General features: G+C 41.6%; 16 protein-coding genes. 8 read left to right on the top strand and 8 right to left on the bottom strand.

The annotated features are described in order from the left end of the window. The 3 genes from MSWH1_RS09700 to MSWH1_RS09690 all read right to left on the bottom strand — a co-directional run bounded on the left by MSWH1_RS09700 (window position 1) and on the right by MSWH1_RS09690 (window position 4,991). Window positions 1–843, bottom strand: a complete 843-nt coding sequence (locus tag MSWH1_RS09700) for an MBL fold metallo-hydrolase (protein ID WP_048128071.1) — start codon at window positions 841–843, stop codon at window positions 1–3. A gap of 503 nt (window positions 844–1,346) precedes the next feature. Continuing rightward, entirely contained in the window at window positions 1,347–2,951 is a 1,605-nt protein-coding gene (locus tag MSWH1_RS09695; RefSeq protein ID WP_082088098.1) for a VWA domain-containing protein, read from the bottom strand. A 513-nt stretch (window positions 2,952–3,464) separates the two neighbouring features. Beyond that, entirely contained in the window at window positions 3,465–4,991 is a 1,527-nt protein-coding gene (locus tag MSWH1_RS09690; protein WP_231591714.1) for an AAA family ATPase, read from the bottom strand. A 376-nt stretch (window positions 4,992–5,367) separates the two neighbouring features. On the opposite strand from MSWH1_RS09690, the gene MSWH1_RS09685 reads away from it, so the two are divergent. Further along, entirely contained in the window at window positions 5,368–7,308 is a 1,941-nt protein-coding gene (locus tag MSWH1_RS09685) for a pentapeptide repeat-containing protein (RefSeq protein ID WP_048128069.1), read from the top strand. 258 nt (window positions 7,309–7,566) lie between these two features. On the opposite strand, the gene MSWH1_RS09680 is transcribed toward MSWH1_RS09685, so the two are convergent. The 4 genes from MSWH1_RS09680 to MSWH1_RS09665 all read right to left on the bottom strand — a co-directional run bounded on the left by MSWH1_RS09680 (window position 7,567) and on the right by MSWH1_RS09665 (window position 10,989). Further along, a complete protein-coding gene (locus MSWH1_RS09680; RefSeq protein WP_048128067.1) occupies window positions 7,567–8,133 on the bottom strand; it encodes a hypothetical protein in 567 nt (188 codons plus the stop codon). Beyond that, on the bottom strand, window positions 8,099–8,677 hold the full coding sequence (locus MSWH1_RS09675) for a hypothetical protein (RefSeq protein ID WP_231585658.1): 579 nt from the start codon (window positions 8,675–8,677) through the stop codon (window positions 8,099–8,101). The genes MSWH1_RS09680 and MSWH1_RS09675 overlap by 35 nt, the downstream gene beginning before the upstream one ends. A gap of 56 nt (window positions 8,678–8,733) precedes the next feature. Next, window positions 8,734–9,228, bottom strand: coding sequence for a DUF6141 family protein (locus tag MSWH1_RS09670; protein WP_231585659.1), 495 nt, complete (start codon window positions 9,226–9,228; stop codon window positions 8,734–8,736). A gap of 330 nt (window positions 9,229–9,558) precedes the next feature. Further along, window positions 9,559–10,989 (bottom strand): dihydrolipoyl dehydrogenase, encoded by a 1,431-nt coding sequence (locus tag MSWH1_RS09665; protein ID WP_048128065.1) that lies wholly within the window; start codon window positions 10,987–10,989, stop codon window positions 9,559–9,561. A gap of 303 nt (window positions 10,990–11,292) precedes the next feature. Here MSWH1_RS09665 and MSWH1_RS09660 point away from each other — a divergent pair, with 303 nt between their 5' ends. The 7 genes from MSWH1_RS09660 (at window position 11,293) to MSWH1_RS09645 (ending at window position 16,035) form a co-directional block, all read left to right on the top strand. Then, window positions 11,293–12,654 (top strand): TIGR00297 family protein, encoded by a 1,362-nt coding sequence (locus MSWH1_RS09660; protein ID WP_048128064.1) that lies wholly within the window; start codon window positions 11,293–11,295, stop codon window positions 12,652–12,654. Between the two features lie 227 nt (window positions 12,655–12,881). Further along, window positions 12,882–12,986 carry a transposase gene (locus tag MSWH1_RS20850; protein ID WP_369798522.1) on the top strand — a complete coding sequence of 35 codons (105 nt, stop codon included), beginning with the start codon at window positions 12,882–12,884 and terminating at the stop codon, window positions 12,984–12,986. Between the two features lie 20 nt (window positions 12,987–13,006). Next, entirely contained in the window at window positions 13,007–13,096 is a 90-nt protein-coding gene (locus MSWH1_RS20845; protein WP_369798521.1) for a hypothetical protein, read from the top strand. Beyond that, on the top strand, window positions 13,072–13,194 hold the full coding sequence (locus MSWH1_RS20555) for a transposase (protein WP_369798592.1): 123 nt from the start codon (window positions 13,072–13,074) through the stop codon (window positions 13,192–13,194). The genes MSWH1_RS20845 and MSWH1_RS20555 overlap by 25 nt, the downstream gene beginning before the upstream one ends. A 73-nt stretch (window positions 13,195–13,267) precedes the next feature. Then, on the top strand, window positions 13,268–13,492 hold the full coding sequence (locus MSWH1_RS09655; RefSeq protein WP_082088097.1) for a helix-turn-helix domain-containing protein: 225 nt from the start codon (window positions 13,268–13,270) through the stop codon (window positions 13,490–13,492). Between the two features lie 287 nt (window positions 13,493–13,779). Further along, complete coding sequence (locus MSWH1_RS09650) at window positions 13,780–14,319, top strand: DJ-1/PfpI family protein (RefSeq protein WP_048128060.1); 540 nt, start codon at window positions 13,780–13,782, stop codon at window positions 14,317–14,319. Window positions 14,320–14,358: 39 nt separating this feature from the next. Further along, window positions 14,359–16,035 carry a nitroreductase family protein gene (locus tag MSWH1_RS09645; protein WP_048128058.1) on the top strand — a complete coding sequence of 559 codons (1,677 nt, stop codon included), beginning with the start codon at window positions 14,359–14,361 and terminating at the stop codon, window positions 16,033–16,035. Window positions 16,036–16,250: 215 nt separating this feature from the next. Here MSWH1_RS09645 and MSWH1_RS09640 read toward each other — a convergent pair whose 3' ends face one another. Beyond that, window positions 16,251–17,372, bottom strand: coding sequence for a DUF21 domain-containing protein (locus MSWH1_RS09640; RefSeq protein ID WP_048128056.1), 1,122 nt, complete (start codon window positions 17,370–17,372; stop codon window positions 16,251–16,253). Window positions 17,373–17,405: the final 33 nt, after the last annotated feature.

The raw sequence follows: 17,405 nt of genomic DNA, 5'->3' as shown, positions 1-17,405 counted from the left end.
TTAAAAATATTCAATCTGCAGTCCAACTCCCACTTCCTTAAGCCTGCAGACCTTCGAAAGCTCAATTTTTGAGTTTAAGTCCGTACAGTGGCAGGCGTGGACGCAGCCGGGGTCAAGTTTTTTAAGGTATTTGAGGGTTCCGTGCATCCTTTCTTCTGAGGGCTCCAGGAGATGAAAGCCGCCTATTATATCAAGGACCCTGCTGTCTCCGCAGACTTCTTTTGCATATTCGATGATATTGCAGATCCCGGAATGGGAACAGCCTGCGATGATTACGAGCCCTGCCTCTGTCCTATACACCAGAGCCGTGTCGTCCGGAAGGAGGTCAGGAATTTTGTTTCCCTCCCTGTCCTGCACGTATCCGACAGCTGCCTCTGACTCAAAGGTGAAGTTTCTGGGGATTTCCCCAAGGAATACGAGCCTCTCGCTCAGCCAGAGGGGAATGCTTGAGAGCTGCAGCCTGAAGTGTTCGGAAAGCTTTTTGGGAGTGAGCAGGCTTCCGATTTCCCCTATCCCTTCACATTTTTTGCTTTCGAAAGCGAGGGGGTGGGCAACGAGAACTGGAGACCTGCAGGGTAGTCTTTCTATCCCAGCTTCCGTGATGAAACGGATCAGGGGTTCAAGCCCCCAGCTGTGGTCCAGGTGCCCGTGGGAGAGGACCAGGTAATCGAGGTCTGAAAGTGAAAGTCCCATTTTCCAGGCGTTTTTGAGGAAGATATCCGAATACCCGGTATCAAAGAGGACTCTGGTTCCCGAATCTTCCAGAAGAAAGGACAAACCGGGCTCAGCAAAGAAATATCTGTCAATAAGGGTGTTATTGTCAACAAGGACCGTGAGTTTCATGAAGAGTTAAATTTGCCTGAAGCCTATAATAACATTATTATCATATACTTGTAAAACCATTCAAGGTTGTGTTTTCTATTGCAAAGACCCGATACCTTTTATCTTTAAGCTGGAAAAAAGTGAAGGTATGAATACCTGGAAGGTAAAAACGAGTGCCATAAATTAACACTCCACTCGGTTCGGGAAACACTTCCTTCAACCCTCGGAAACCACATTTCAATCCAAAAATTCTATAATGCCTACACCAGTCTTTCTGGAGACCCGTCGAAAAAATAATCACATACATGCTTTGAGTTTAAACGAAACGCTTTTTATAGTTAACAGCTCTTAAATCTAAATTGGAGCAGTAAAATGAACGTAAAAAAATTTATCTGTGTAATTCTGTCGATTGCTATCTCTTTATCGATCTTAATCTACATGTTCATATATTTGCCCAATCCCTTTATGTGAGTTTCTTTTAAGGAAAGAAAGGATTTCTAAACTCACATTTACTCTATCTTTTTTCATTTTTCATTCTCACAATTTATCAGTTTCACTTTCCCGCCAGTGCCTTCCAGATCCTGCTTCATTTCCACAATATATGTATAATCCGATATCTGAGAAAGCCCGCCTGCCCCGCTGCCTCCAATGATCAGTGAATAGACCTTTGCATTATACTTCTTCTTTGCCTCTTCCCAGCGGGCAAGGACCAGCTCATCAGAGATTTCGGACTTTCCATCCGTGATGAAGAGCAGGTCTGCACCCCGAAAGTCTTTTTCTTTCAGGGACTTAAGGCCCGAAGCAAGCGCGGTATTGAAATCCGTCCCGCCGCCAAAAGTGTAGAGGAGAAAATTCAGGAATTTTTCGGACATCTTTTTCCTGCTGCTGAGCTCGATTTCCAGGTGCTGGCTTGTGGAGGCAAAAAGGATGACTTTCATGTCCCTCTGCTGAATGAGCATCAGCTTTGCCATGGCAAGCACGGCAGACTTGGCAAGGGTCTGGGGAGTCCCGTGCATGGAACCGGAGGTATCGACGAGCACAATCATAGGGCCTCTCGGCTTTATTCGGGGAGGACCGGTATAGTGTTTGCCAAGCAGCTGGTAGCTCAGGAGTTTTCCCTCAAGCATATCGGCATAGAATTTCTGCTTCAGAGCCGGGTTAAGGAGCTTTGCGGCTTCCATTGGTAGGAGGTTATTTATTGAGTCTGAAAACCGTACATTCTGGATCCTGTTTTTTCCAAAAGGAGAATAGCGTATGCGATCAGCGGGGGGGTCAAATTCCCGCCTGCCTATAAAATTCACAATTCTTCTGAGGTCAGGGTTTTTTTCAAAAAAAGCCGAATAATTTTTCAGCGTCTTAAGCTGGACATAAAACGGCTCTTTTTTAAGCTCTTTTACGGAATAACTCCAGTTCCTGCCAGGGAAGAGAAGGGCAAGGGTCTCAAAGAGTTCAAGGTTTTCCTCTATTTCCGAAACGAAGCCTTCCATCCGCAGGTAAAGCCTTTGCAACACGTTTTCAAGAAAAGCCTGACTCCCTTCAAGCTGCATGAAAGCCGGGACCTTTTCCTGAAGAGCCTGAAAAGTTGAATTCCTGAAGGCATTCCCTTCTGAAAAACTTCCCCAGAGCAGGAAAGTTTCCTGCAAAATGTTTTCAAATTCCTGTAGGAGCTTTTCCATTTCGGCATTGAGTTCTTTTAACCCTCCGCCTGAAAATTCTGAATATTTTGAAAACTTTTCGAGGGTTTCGTAAAGCAGAGGCAGAAGGATTTTCAGGCAGGCAATCCCGGCACCCTGGCTTTTATTCGCGATTTTTCGAATTTTTGGCCAGCTTTTCGAGTTTCTCAGGGTAAGGTAAAGTGGGTAAAAAGCCCCGAAACGCCCGATGAATTTTTCCGGGTCTTTTATTTCATAAGATTGCCCGAAAAGGACTTCAAGGGTCATTATTTCAGCGATTTTCTCTCGCAGAGGACGGGGAACGACCCCTGGAAAAGCTACTGTGCTTCGAAGTTCATTTTCCAGCAGGTAAGCGATCGTTTTCTGAAAACTGAGGGAGGAGGGAAGAGGGCATTTTTCTGATAAAAAGGAGTCTTTTGGAGAGGGATCGTAAAAATGGTTCGAAAAACTGTCCATGGCATCACCAGATTATAGTCAGGAACGCAATACTCTTAACTCAGTATCTCCACCTGTTCATAAGCAAAGCAGAAAAACATCGCACAACGTGCGATTTCTCATAATCCTGATGTTATATTCAATTCTAGTTATATTCAATTCTATTTTGACCTTGTATTAAAACCTTTTAAATACTTAATTATCAATTACATTAGATGATTTTAAAAATAAATTCTAAAAATATAGCATATTTTAATATTGGAATCTCAATTATTTTCGCAGTAGCAATCGTATTTTTAAACGTCGATGAAACAACAAGAAATTGGATTGTAGTTCTATGGTTTATTACTTTTTCATTGTTATCTATAGAAGGATTGAAAAGATAAGAAGGATTGAAAAGACAAGAAGAATTGAAAAGACAAAAATAAAACTTATTGGGATTTTTTCCAGTATCTTCCGTGATTTAAATTTTCGTTCGAGATCAGTTAGAAATCTTTAATACCTGAATATAAATTCCTTTTTCTAAATCTTCCATCATCTAAACCCTAACTTTGAACCCAGACCTTTCATAAAGTTTCCTGCACTATTTCCTGTCCGGTTTTCAGAATCAGATGTCGTATCAGAAGCCGGACCGGGGATCTGAACTTTTGTATCCATTTTTTCGGGCAGGAGGTCCAGACCTGGCATTTTCCGGATCTCTTCTACGAGTGTTTCAATTTTGGATAAATCCTCATATCTGCTGTCGTGCAGGAGGAGAACTTCGTTTCTGTCAAGGGTGGAGAGCCAGATATTTGTTTCCATCATGTCCCTGAGGACCTGCCTTTCTTCTCCAAGCCGCTTTTTTATACCCCTCACCAGAGTTTCTAGGCCCTTGAATTCTGTTTCGAAAACCTTCCTGCGGGCCGGGGGAATGGTCCCCGGCATTTCTGAATTTTTATAGAGGGAATCGAGTTCTCTGATCAGGTTATCGTAAGGGTAGATTCTTGACGAGCCTTCCTGCATAAAACTGTAGCTGTGGTCAGGATGAGTATCGTGGTGGGCGTTTACCTCCTGCCTGAACCTGAACTTTTCCCCGCAGCTGTCGCAGGCGATTCCCACAGGCAAATCGTTTTTCAGGGCAAGGCTTATGGCTTCCCTGAGGTCTCCTGCATCCAGGCGCAATTTCTCCGTGTTAATTCCACCCGAGACCACGAATTCGAAAACCGTTTTTCTGATGGTTTCCTTCTCTTCGGGCAGGTTCCAGAGCATGTGCTGAAGCAAAAGTGCCATTGTTCTGTCAACAGCCGGACACCCACTGCTGCAGGCTGCAACCTTCAGGACCTGGACAATTCTTTTCCAGCGCCGGTCCGAAATCTCAATTTCCTGAAGCTGGAGGTTCCTCCGGAGTTCTGTGATTATAACTTCAACATCAGGGTCAACAGGCAGGGAGTTTGCGCTTTTGCGAAGCTTCTCTATTTCTGAAACCGGAAGGCTCGCAGTAGGTCTAAATTCATCAGGTTCTTTGAAAAGGAGGTTTTTGAAGTTCTCATCATCCTGGATGTATGAGAGCCTGTACCTGAACAGGAAACGGTCATAAAGGGCTTCCAGGCTATCATCCTCTTCCGGAAGTTCGTTCGAAGCCCCGAAGACCGACAGCAGGGGAACATTGACTATCTCCCTTCCATTATGGTATTTTCTTTCGTTCAGTATGGTCAGGAGGCTGTTGAGGATAGCGCTGCTTGCCTTAAAGATCTCGTCCAGCAAAGCAATATGGGCTGTTGGGAGGCAACCTTTAATGTTTCTCCTGAACTCGTCTTCTTCAAGGGCTTTTAAGGAAAGAGGCCCGAAAATCTCTTCAGGGGTCGAAAAGCTTGTTAAGAGGTAATTAAAAAAGTTCCCACCTTCAATAGTCTGACAGATACTTCTGGCAAGCTGGGTTTTGGCTGTGCCGGGGGGGCCCAGAAAGAGCAGATTTTCGCCTGAAAGGACAGCGAGAAGAGAGCCGTTGATCTCAGCTTCGCGTTCTTTGAAGTAGTCAGTAAATTCTGATTTAATCTCAAGAAGGGTTTCTTTCAGGTTCAAACCTCCGGTTTTGTAATAGTTATGAGATAGTTCCGGGATAAAAGAGTTTTCAAGGGCTGTTTTCTGTCTGTTTTGTAGTCTTTCGCCTGATTCTATTTTAAATCTTGCAATTCTGTTAAAAGAAAATGAACTGAATAATCTGCTTTCGGATTTTTATCTTCTCACATACTTTTAAACTATACTTTGGAACATCTTAATATAAAAAATTCAGTAAACTGTTTGAGAATATAATTAAGTAAATATTATATGGATTCAGGTAATTTAATGAAAAGTTTAAGCATAATAATTATTTAATTTATATAAAATATTAATAGTGTTTTTATTTAATCTGGATTGATTAATAATATTCTTTACAAATCTTTTAGAGATTGGATTTATATTTGGTTTATATTTAAAAGTAGGGGATAAAGTGAATGAAAAACATCCTGGGCCCGTACGACAAATCATAGAAAAAATAGGACTTTCCGTTTTAATTCTCGTTTTTTTGATTTTACTGGGAACGTTCGTTTTTTACACCGTACAGTCATACTCTTCCTTAATACCGTCAAACTATACACAATCAAACCTCACACAGTCAAACCTTATACAGTCAAACCTTACACAGTCAAACCTTACACAGTCAAGCCTTATACAACCAAACTTTACACAGTCAAACCTTACACAACCAAACCTTACACAGTCAAACCTTACACAATCAAACCTCACGCAACCAAACCTTACACAACCAAACCTTACACAGTCAAACCTTATACAATCAAACCTTACGCAACCAAACCTTACACAGTCAAGCCTTATACAACCAAACCTTACGCAACCAAACCTTACACAGTCAAGCCTTATACAACCAAACCTCACACAATCAAACCTCACACAGTCATATAAAACAGTATATGTGGGGGATTATGGAAGTGAAAACTTCACCTGTGATGGAATTGATGACCAGGTAGAGATAAATCAGGCTCTTGAATATGTTGCAGAAAATCCTCAGTTTACAACAGTTTATTTGAGGGGTCCAAATACATACGTTATCTCAGATAGCATTTTCATTGGAAGTCAAACGACCCTGGTAGGAGATCCTACAGCTGTAATTAAGCTTAAAGACAAAGCGGACTGGCCAGTGGGCAAGCCCCTGATAACGCAGATGGACTGGAGAGGAGTCCATGGAGTCATAATAAAAGGATTTGAAATTGACGGAAATCATGACAATAACGAGGATAAAAAGAAAGGACTTGGATACTATAATATGATCCATTTCCTCAATTCCAGGGATATTCAGGTTCATGATATGTATATGCATGACGGGCATGGAGAAGGGTTGAAAGCAGATCACAGTTACAATATCCAGTTTTACAATAACAACGTGTATAAATTGGGGCATAATGGTCTTTTTGCCATCTCCTGCCAGAACGTAGAGGCCTGGAACAACACGATAACCTGCAGGACTGACAGCGGCCTTAGAGCAACGAACTCAAATCACATAAAATTCTATGATAACTTAATTGACTCCTTTTACCACTGGAGTGCAGGCAGCTCTGGAATTCTCATTGAGAAAACAGCAGGTACTGTCAATGATGTGGAGATATACAATAATACTATCCACAATACTTACGGACCCGGACTCTGGCTGATAGGCTGGTCGGAGTCCTACTCCAGAAAAGAGGCACAGAACGTCCACATTTATCACAATATTTTTTACAGTACCGGTACAAACCCAAATATTGACTGGGTGGGAGGCATAATAACAAGCGGGTTTTACGATACCCTTATCGAAAACAATATCTTTGACGGGGTATATCATGCTGCAGTTATTCACATGTACCCTACAGGTACTCACATATATCCTACATATGATGACCACCCCAATCTTTCACCTACAGGTACAGGATATGCAACAATTGTCCGCAATAATATCATAGTGAATACCCGGGAACGTAAGAAAGACCCTGAAGGGACAGGATATGCAGTAATCAATTATCTTCCTGAAACACAGACTTTTGTGCTTGAAAATAACTGTCTGTACAATAACTCTGCAGGTAATTACCAGAATTGCACATCAACCACTGACATCTATGCAGATCCACTCTTCGTAAACCAGAATGAACATGATTACTGCCTGAAACCGGATTCTCCCTGTATCGGTGCCGGATATACTTTTCCAATTTCTTCAGAAATATTTGAAGAAAAAACCACTGAATCTATTGAATCTAACGAAATAATTACAGAATCTATTGAGTCTAATGAAAAAACCATAAAATCTATTATACGTGCTTTTGTATATCAAATGCGCAAGTTTCTTTCCGTTGATACTTCTGAATAAAGCCCGATAAACGCCTGGCTACCCCCTAAGCCAGGTATGAGCCTTTTTAATTTTTTCTGGTTCTTCTCCAATTTCAAATAAATCATAAAATTTCATCATAATTTGAGTAAACCAATCTACCCATTTTGGAAAAGTTGATCGATTCAGACGAGCACTTATTCCATTTTTTCAATAAACATCTGGTTTTTGTGGAAATTTTCATTAGCTACCGCTATAAGATTTCAAGTTTAGGTTATAAGTTTCCGTTTTTTCTTTACTTCATCCAGAACCATATTGGAATCTTACCCTCATAAAGGGTGAGAATTCTTTCCATTTGCCAGTACTGAAACACCGTTTGTTGAAATAAGTAAATAAATTATAACAAAAATTAGTTAGGACACTATCGGTTTTAAATGATCTTGCTTTGTCTGCTATATCATATATCAAAGAAAATATCTGTTCCATTGTATTATCCATCTCAGGTGTAAAAACTTTTTTCAAGAAGCTTACATTCTTCTTGAAAATCTTTTCTACATAAGAAATCGCTTTATGAGACGCTTCTGAAAATTCCAGATTTGAGTCAAATTCCCGTATCTCTTGAACATATACAACAGCACTGATGACCATATCAGAATGGATTAACTGGCAGATCTCATTGTACACAACCATATCATTATCTGGGATCTCTTCAATAGAGTTGAATTCCTCATAATATCTCTTGCTAACGTTTTTCAATTGATGAAATACGCAAAAAGAATGAGCCACTTCAGGGAACATCCTTTTTTCGGCTCCAATGATTGTTTTGTCTTCATCATAAACAATCTTTTGAGTGTTCTCCTGAAACATAAGATCTCACTTTCATTAAAATCTCCGTTCCGTGTCTGCGTAATTCTTTTATATCATCCTGGTATACAACAGCTGCCGGCACCAACAGCAACGGGATAGTTGCTGCAGCTTTAGCTCCTTCTGAAACAGGCAACGCGGCTAAAAAGCCCGCTCCAGTTACACCATAAATAGGAACTATAGGAAACAGCATAGCTAGACCAAATGTTCTTCTGAAATGGATGCCTAATTTTGCAGCCAGAAAACCATTGGAACCTATGACCAGACCAATGCCAATACTGGGTCCTATAGTTTGAAACGGATTATATGATGGTCCGATGTAAAGTCCAAAATCGATGCCAGAAAAGGAAAAAAGACCATTGAACTGGTTTCTTTCCTCGTTGGAATTTCCTCCAAGGCCTGATGCAACTATACCTATGTCCAGTTGCAAAGGTCCTCTTCCTGCTTCCCTTCCACCCATTATAGCCATTACGTAATTATTTTCCCTGATCAATAATATAATTTTACCTATCTTCGGATTTAACCAGAAAAAAGGGTGGGTCCTCATTAACTTATTGATCTATTCCAGAATCCAGTATGGAATTTTTTATCTGTTGTCTTTGATCAAAAGCTGGCCACAGCAGACATAATCGCCTGATGTAGTTCTTTTGGGTTCTTAGAGCTGATCATTACTCTTTTTCCGGTGATGAGTTTCAAGGTTACAACGAAATTTGCTCTCCTGGAAGGGGTTGTATCTTTGTAATCCTTTCCGGTAAAAGGGTCATATGCCTGAATCATGCACTCCTCAACCACATGAATAGGGATTTTCTTAAATGAGGTATTCAGAGGTATTAAACGGATATAGATTCCGTCCTTTCTGACCTCTGTGATATGTTTTGTACAGTAGAACAGAAGAGGAAAAAATACCCCAAAGATAAACCAGAGCGCAAATAAGTAGATGTCTGGAACATTCTGGACCCCGGCAGGTTTTCCGAAGACCAGGCTGTATACCTCGACATACCAGAGCAGAAGGGCAGGATAGAGGACAGAAACCAGAAAAATGTTATTGTGCAGATCCTGTACTTCTCGAAAAATTAAACCTGTTTCCGGATGTTCCATGGCAATCCCTCCTTGTATGACTTAACCAGACACATGCCTTTATCAACTTCAATATATTTCTTGCATTGTATGTCAGGTAAGTGTTCTTATTATACGAAATAGGAAACTTATACGCATTATTGAAAATCTTCCTATTTTTCTTATCAAATCTGGGTAAATAAACCTTCCGAAAAAAATAGGAATTCTATATCTTTTTTTATTTAAAAACCCAGACAATGATAAAAAATTAATTTTAGTAATAAATTACTTAAAAAATATATAAAAAGATTTTTAAATAGAAAACAGTACAGGAAAAGAAACAAAAAGGATTCAGCCTTCAAGCTGAGTTTTTCAGTCTTCAAGCCCAAGGTGCTTCATTATATGGTGGTAGTGTTCAGGGGACAGCCTTGAATAAAAAGCCCCTGTGACGACTTCATTAAGGGAAGGGTGGATGTCCATGCTGCGGATAATTGGCTCTGCACTTCTTGATGGCGTGTACATGAGAGGAATTATCTGGTGGATCAGGACTGAGGCATGAGGGCCTATAATATGGGCTCCCAGAATTTTTTCTTCCTGCCTGTCCAGGATCACTTTTACAAAATAATCCTTGGCTTCCATAGCAATTCCCTTTGCCGTATCTTCAAAGAGTTTAAAGCCCATCACGACCCTGTCCTCCCCGTACTCCTTAATAGCTTCCTGTTCTGACATTCCTACGCCTGCAATCTCAGGATAAGAGAAAACAGCGTGAGGTACAGCATAGTAGTTTGCCTTTACTTTTTTTTTCATGATTGCATTGAGGTAAACTATTCCGGATTCATAGTTTCCGACATGCTTGAGCAGGTATTTTCCGTTTGCATCCCCGAAAGCCCAGATATTTGGCTGAGAGGTTTCAAGATACTCGTCAACTAAAATCCAGCCCTGGTGGTCGGTCTTGATTCCTGCCTTTTCGGGGTGGAGAATATCAGTATTCGGGGCCCGACCTGTTGCAACCAGGAGCTCGTCTACGGTAACTTTTGTCTCCTCTCCCGAGTTTCTGTCCTTTGCAATAACGGTCTTCTGCCCATTGCTTTCTATTCTTACCTCTATGGCTTCATGGTTTGTAATGATCTTCATGTATTCCGACATCTTTATCTTGGCAAGTTCGGAGATTTCGGGTTCTTCTTGAGGAAGAAAATGTGCATTTCTTCCTATAACAGTGACCTCTGCCCCCATGGCTGAAAAAAAGTGCCCGTACTCGGCTCCTATGTAACTTCCCCCGAGAATGGCAAGGCTTTTAGGGCATTCCTCGAGTTCAAGTACGGTGTCGCTTGTAAGGTAACCGGTTTCTTCAAGCCCTTTAACAGGCGGGATTGCAGGCTTTGAGCCCGTACACAGGAAGATCATCTCAGAGTGGAGGGTTTCTTCTCCAACTTTGAGGGTATACGGGGATATGAATTCAGCAGCTTCGGGATAATAGTCAAGGTAAGAGTTTCCGGTCAATCCTTCCCTGATCATATCGATATCTTCTCCTATCCTTCTGCGCATCCTTCCCATGATCATGCGAAAGTCAATATCCTTTATCTCTAGTTTGATCCCAAAAAGTGGAGCTGTCTCAAGTTCCCTGACGAGCTCTGCAGGGTAAAGCAGAAACTTTGAAGGGATACACCCTCTGGTCAGGCAGATCCCTCCAGGTTCGTCCTTGTCTATAACAGCTATTTTCATTTTCGGATTCGAATCGATAATTGAGTTCACATAGTTCATTCCGGAACCCGTGCCTATCACAATCAGGTCATAATTTTTCATTATTTTTCCCCTCACAGCAAACATAATATAAGATCTTAGCCAGTCACTGGATTTGTTAACTGCAATAATTATCTGTATGCTTTGCTAATTACATTTATCCTTAAATAAAATGATTCTTATTGAATAACCGCCAGATCTGGCGTGAAAACCTTCCCGAGCGTGAGTAATAAAGATGCATAAATATTTTTTAACCTTGTTTCATTTTTAAACAATTATCTGAAGGAAAAACAACTATCTATTTATAAAGAAAAGCCTATTCTATGTAGCTTCTCAGGAAGAATAAAAAACAAAAGATGTTTTAGAATGAACAGAGCTACCCCCCTCCTCGAAAATGGGAGTTCTTATCATAGAATTTCCGTGATGCATATCCTGTATCTCCTGCTTATTCTGATAGCTCCTTTTACTGGGGTAGATCTCCTTCTCCTTCTTTCTCTTGTCCTTTTCCTGGGACTGAGGTTTTCCGGAAAGTTTTATTCCTACAGCAGAGATGCAGCCAGCCTTTCTTTTTCCCTTACACTGATGCTGCTTGTTTCTGCAGTTTCTCAAGACCTTCCATATACATTCCCATTTTATATCGTCCTTGCCGCCTTTGCAGTTGCAGCGGTAGGAAATCACAGCTCTTTCTTTTCTGAAAGAGGCTTCACGGCTGATTTGGAGTCCGGAAAAAGAAGGATGAAGAAGAGAAGTTTTTCATTGCTGTGGAGTTCGATTTTTCTCGCTCTCAGGATTAGCGCGGCGTTTCTTGCAGCAAGCTGGATTGTCTACTGGCAGGGACTTCCAATCTCGTATAACTTTATCTTTTTCATAGCCGTTATTGGGGCAGTTACGGGTTCTCTTTTTGAGTCCATTCCTTCAAAGATAGACAGTAATATCCCGGTGTCTCTGGGGACTGGGATGACAATGTGGATTTTTGAGGAGTTCAGGTACTGGGTCCCTCCTGAGAAAATGCTTGTTGCCCTTGTCTTTTCCCTTTTCCTCGGGGCTCTGGCTTACAGGGCGAAAATTGCCGATGTTTCTGCCCTCCTCAGTGCTGCCCTTCTCGGAGTCCTTATAATTGTTTTCAGCGGGCTTCCGTGGTTTTTGCTCCTGCTTACTTTTTTCATTCTGGGCGGTGGGTTTACTAGGTACAAGTACGCATACAAGGAATCGATAGGGATTGCCCAGACAAAAAACGGGATCAGGAGCTATGAAAATGTATTCTCGAACAGTACGGCAGCCCTTGTCCTTGCAGTAGCTTATGGTATCTTCCCTGATCAGAGCCTTCCTATTATTTATGCCTACATGGGCACTGTTGCAACCGCTACAGGTGATACTCTGGCAAGTGAAATAGGGACAACGGCAAAAGGAAGACCCAGAATGATCACAACTCTCAAGCTTTCGGAACCTGGAGCTGATGGAGCGGTTTCTTCCCTGGGCGAATTTGCCGCAATTTTCGGTTCTGCAATAATAGGCGTGCTCGGCTATGCTCTCGGGATATCTGACAGCCTTCTGCTTTCAGTCCTTATTACAACTGCAGGAGGCTTTTTCGGAACAAATGTGGACAGCCTGCTCGGGGCTACCCTTCAGAAAAGAGGACTGCTCTCAAACAGCGGGGTAAACTTTGCTGCAACCTTTGCAGGCGCAGGGATTTCAGCTGGCATATATCTTCTTGTATCCGGTTTTTAACTCTAAGGCGAGAAGTCCCCTTCCTCGGAGCGTAAGCGACAGGTGGGGGATGAAAGCCGTCAGCTTCTACAAAACAACAGTAATATAATTATTTATATGTAATTATTTATATGTAATTATTTATATATAATTATTTATATGTAATTATTTATATGTAATTATTTATATATAGTTATACCTATATAGTAATAACTATGTAGTATAAACTGGATCTTGGAAATCATTCTGTGTATTCGCTCCATTATCATTTCATTCAGTGTGTGAAATATAGGAGAAAAGCTCTAACGAACCCTTTAGTTGTTGATTTTCTAAAAACTAAAATCCATAGATAAGTGAAACATTCGATGTTGAAGTGCTGAATATAGAGTGTGACAAAGACCATTTTCACTTATTATTTTCAGCAAAACCTCGCTCGTTATTCCAAAGTATATCAACATCATAAAAACAATAACTTCAAGGGAGGTTCGTAAAAACTTTCCTGAAGTAAAAACTATGTTATGGAAAGATACGTTCTGGTCAAGATCGTATTTTATCGCATAGACAGGACAAGTAACCTTAGAAGGACAAGTAACCTTAGATATACTGAAGCAATGTGTGGAGAATCAAGGCAAATATGCATCTGACGAAGAAGATAAAGATCAATCCAACTGAAGAACAAGTAGATGTTCTTTGGCAATTATCTGAACAGTGTAGATGCCTCTATAATTTCGTTTTAGCTGAAAGAAAAAAGCGGTTTTTATCACAGAATGCTTTGTGGACAGGCTATCAGAAATTTTCTGATAATCTTCGACAAACAGGATTACAGATGGATACTTGCATTATGCAAATATCCAGGTGACGTAATCACTCGAAGGAAGCTCAGTCCTCGCTTTCATCAGAAGAAATGGCGGGGTAATTCACGTTAAGAGTCAGATATTTTGTTAAAAAGTGTCTTTACTTCCTAAAAGGCATCCATTTATATCTTTAAGGATATATTCTTACTCGGGTAGGGTTACTGCAGTGTCCTTTAATGCGAGATTTGAATAAGATTTTATGTCTCTCAGTAATCTATCTTTCTACAGACTCCATTGGTTTTCAATAAAGATAGCCAGAAATCTTGCTTTTTAAATTATGGGAAGTAGTCAGATGACAGAAGAACACAAAGGAGAACGGATTTTACTTGTTGTTGCTCAGGAACAGTTCAGGGATGAAGAATGCTTTGTTCCGAAGCAGCTATTTGAAGCTGCAGGGGCAAAGGTTACGGTCGCAGCTGAATTTAAGGAAACTGCAAAGGGGACACTGGGAGGTACGATTGAGCCTGATATCAGGATTTCCGATGCCAGAATTGAGGATTACGATGCCATCGTAATTTCCGGGGGGTCGGGTTCAAGAAAATACCTCTGGGACAATCAGTATCTGCATGAACTTGTAAAGGAAGCCGACTCCCTTAAAAAGGTGGTCTCGGCGATCTGTATCTCGCCTGTGGTTCTGGCAAGGGCAGGGGTCCTGAAGGGAAAGGAAAGCACCGTTTTTAGTAGTCCGGATACCGTGCATGAGCTTAAGGAGCATGGGGCTGTCTACCTGGACAGGGACATTGTAGTTTCAGGCAGGGTGGTGACAGGACGAGACCCAAAAAGTGCGGAAGCCTTTGGAAAAGCTGTCCTTAAAGCTCTGAAAAAAGCCTGATGATTGTAAACTATTCGGTAGCAAAGCTGGTGTCCAGTTATGAATATGGAACTTGAAACTATACTGTCCTATCATCAGGCTAGCAAGCATGGCTTTAAAGCCTATGCTCCAGGCCCTCGATTCCTTGAAATGTCAATCCAGCCGGATCCTTTTCTCAACTACAAGAGAGCTCCGATTTTAAAGCTCGACACCTGGAGTGAAGAAGACATTGAATCCGAAACTTCTCCTGTATATGAACAGGCATTTTCTCCGGAGAAACTGGTACCTTCGGGGCTGAACCGGAACAGCATTTCTCAGCTTTTTTTTGACAGCTTAGCTTTATCAGTATGGAAAAAAACAGAAAGTGCAAGATGGGCTCTCCGCATCAATCCTTCAAGTGGAAACCTTCACCCAACAGAGGTTTACCTTATTTCCGGGCCGGTTCCGGAGCTTCTGGAAAAACCGGCTGTCTGCCATTATTCTCCTTTGTCACATGCACTTGAGTTAAGAACTGAATTTGCCCGGGAGACCTGGGAAAAGCTGAGTTCCGGCTTTCCGGAAGGTACATTTTTCATAGGGTTTACTTCAATTTACTGGCGGGTTGCCTGGAAATACGGTATCAGGGCTTTCAGGTATGCAAACCACGACCTCGGACACGCTATTGCTGCCCTTACCTTTGCTGCGGCAGGGCTTGGCTGGAGAACAAGCCTTCTTGTGGATATGGGTTCGGAGGAAACAGGAATACTTCTGGGTGTTTCCGGAAGGCAGGGCCCTGAAAAAGAGGAGCCTGCCTGTCTACTTGCAGTTTATCCGGCAGGAAAGGAATGTCCATCGGGTAAGGTTTCTTCATCTGCACTTCCTAATTTTGGAAATATTTCCTGGAATGGAGTTCCTAACCGTTTAAGTCCTGCACATGTAGAATGGGCTGATATTGAAAAGGCTGCTTCAGTAACCAGAAAGAAAGAAACTTATTACTCCGATGAAAAAAAGCCGGGATCGAAGCTTGAAAGCAGATCTGCGGGTTTATCCGGCACAATTACCGGATATGAGGACCTTTCAGGTCTGGAAATGGTTCCTCTGCGTAGCGTGATTCACAGGAGAAGAAGTGCTCTGGAAATGAATAACAGTGCTTACATGGACGAAGATAGTTTTTACGGCATACTGCGAAGAACCCTTCCCGACAAAAATCCCGTTTTTGAGACTCTTGCTTTCGGGCCTTTTGCGCACATGCTCTTTTTTGTAAACAGGGTGAAGGGGATTCGTGAAGGGCTTTATATCTTTCTGAGGAAACCCGGAGAAAAGGAGAAATTTAAAACTGCTTTTAGACAGGATTTTCTGTGGGAAAAACCTGAAAGCTGTCCTTCTGATCTTGAATTTTTCCTGCTTGTGGAAGAGGAACTGCATCATTTTGCAGCTCAGCTTTCATGTGCGCAGAGAAAGGCAGAAGATGCCTGTTTTACCACATGCATGCTTTCGGAGTTCGAAAAACCTCTGAAAACATATGGTTCATGGATGTACCCTTACCTTTTCTGGGAATGCGGAATCCTGGGGCAGCTCCTTTACCTTGAAGTAGAAGCCCGAGGTTTCAGGGGCTGCGGGATAGGGTGTTTTTTCGACGACCCTCTGCATGAAACCCTGGGGCTTAAAGGGCTTGAATATCAGGATCTCTACCACTTTGCAGTGGGCTTGCCTCTTCAGGAAATTGGGATTTTGACCTTCCCTGCATATAAAGAGTAACTAAAGAGTAACCTTTGCTTCTTTTTTCCCTTTGTTATTCTTTATCATCACTTCTTTTTTTTGATTTTTTTTCTTTGATTTTTTTTCTTTGATTTTTTTCTTTGATTTTTTTTCTTTGATTTTTTTTTCTTTGATTTTTTTCTTTGATTTTTTTTCTTTGATTTTTTTTCTTTGATTTTTTTTTCTTTGATTTTTTTTCTTTGATTTTTTACCTTTTACTTCTTTATTTGTTCTACATTTTCTTTCTTTTTATCTTTCCTGAAAGTTGCTCTTCTTACAAATCCCGGCTGCTTTGCAGGAGGCATCTCATATCCTGAGCCCACATCACATTCTACCACAATTCCACGGAGCAGGCGGCCCAGAATATCCGACCCTGTTACTATACGCTTTTCCTCACCCCAGTAAAGAATGAGGTCCTGGTCAATTACATCATCTTCCGGGTACTGCGGATACACCTTGAACTGCCTGATTACTTTCTCAAGCCTGGTTTTCGGAGATTTTACCACTACAGGGAAATGGCAGTAAGAAAGCGGAATGAAAGGCCCCTTTTTATAGACAGCGTCCCGCAGGAAGCCATCCGCATCCAGCACCATTATCGGCTCATCTGCCGGGTTGGTGATGATTACCCATTTTTTTCCGGATGCTTCTATTTTCTGCAGGAAAGGATCGGAAGGTTCCCTTTTGAATGAAGGGAAAACAGGGCGGTTATTTTCCACAGGAAGAGAGATAATACTTCTTGGGTCTATTATAGAGCCTTCGTCAGAGATATTGACATCATCAATGGAAAGAAAGTTCAGGGCTCCTATCCCTTCAAAAGTTCCGATATCGGACTTTCCGGATTCGATGTGCTTTTCGAGCATTATCCGCATGGCTTGCTCTCTGAAAAGCTCAAGTTTTTCCCTGCCCAGCCACCAGTCAAGAATAAGCGCTGTAGGTTTTGCAACCGGGTAGAGCAGCATCTGGTAAAAACGGACAAGAGGAGTCAGTTTTGCCCCAAGCACAAGCGCGTTCCTGGAAAAATAAGCCTGGGGTACAATCTCTCCTAAACAGGTAATCCCTACGGTCGAGAAGAGAAAAGCTGATGTTCCTGCCATTACGGAATCTGTAAGTAGAGCAATAAGTACATTTATGCCTACATTTCCCCATAGCATAGTAGTAAGCAAGAAATTGGAGTCATGCCGGATCTGAAGGATTTTTATTGCATTTTTATTCTCTGCTTCGGCTTCAATCTCAAGCCTCAGCCTTCCAAGACCGAAAATCCCGATCGTCAATCCTGAAAAAATAGCAGACTGTGTTAGGCAAAGTGCAATTAAGATCCAGGTAATGATTTCATTCATTGTAAGTCCATAACCTCTAGAATATCTGTATAA

Origin of the sequence: Methanosarcina sp. WH1 (genome assembly GCF_000970005.1) — an archaeon.
Taxonomy (GTDB): Archaea; Halobacteriota; Methanosarcinia; order Methanosarcinales; family Methanosarcinaceae; genus Methanosarcina.
Note: the sequence above shows the minus strand (reverse complement) of the source record. Positions and strands in the feature narration are given on the sequence as shown.

Coding starts and splice junctions, on each gene's coding strand:
- MSWH1_RS09700 (WP_048128071.1), bottom strand. CDS start 843: ATGAAACTCACGGTCCTTGTTGACAATAACACCCTTATTGACAGATAT.
- MSWH1_RS09695 (WP_082088098.1), bottom strand. CDS start 2,951: ATGGACAGTTTTTCGAACCATTTTTACGATCCCTCTCCAAAAGACTCC.
- MSWH1_RS09680 (WP_048128067.1), bottom strand. CDS start 8,133: ATGTTTCAGGAGAACACTCAAAAGATTGTTTATGATGAAGACAAAACA.
- MSWH1_RS09675 (WP_231585658.1), bottom strand. CDS start 8,677: ATGAGGACCCACCCTTTTTTCTGGTTAAATCCGAAGATAGGTAAAATT.
- MSWH1_RS09670 (WP_231585659.1), bottom strand. CDS start 9,228: ATGGAACATCCGGAAACAGGTTTAATTTTTCGAGAAGTACAGGATCTG.
- MSWH1_RS09665 (WP_048128065.1), bottom strand. CDS start 10,989: ATGAAAAATTATGACCTGATTGTGATAGGCACGGGTTCCGGAATGAAC.
- MSWH1_RS09660 (WP_048128064.1), top strand. CDS start 11,293: ATGAACAGAGCTACCCCCCTCCTCGAAAATGGGAGTTCTTATCATAGA.
- MSWH1_RS09655 (WP_082088097.1), top strand. CDS start 13,268: ATGCATCTGACGAAGAAGATAAAGATCAATCCAACTGAAGAACAAGTA.
- MSWH1_RS09650 (WP_048128060.1), top strand. CDS start 13,780: ATGACAGAAGAACACAAAGGAGAACGGATTTTACTTGTTGTTGCTCAG.
- MSWH1_RS09645 (WP_048128058.1), top strand. CDS start 14,359: ATGAATATGGAACTTGAAACTATACTGTCCTATCATCAGGCTAGCAAG.
- MSWH1_RS09640 (WP_048128056.1), bottom strand. CDS start 17,372: ATGAATGAAATCATTACCTGGATCTTAATTGCACTTTGCCTAACACAG.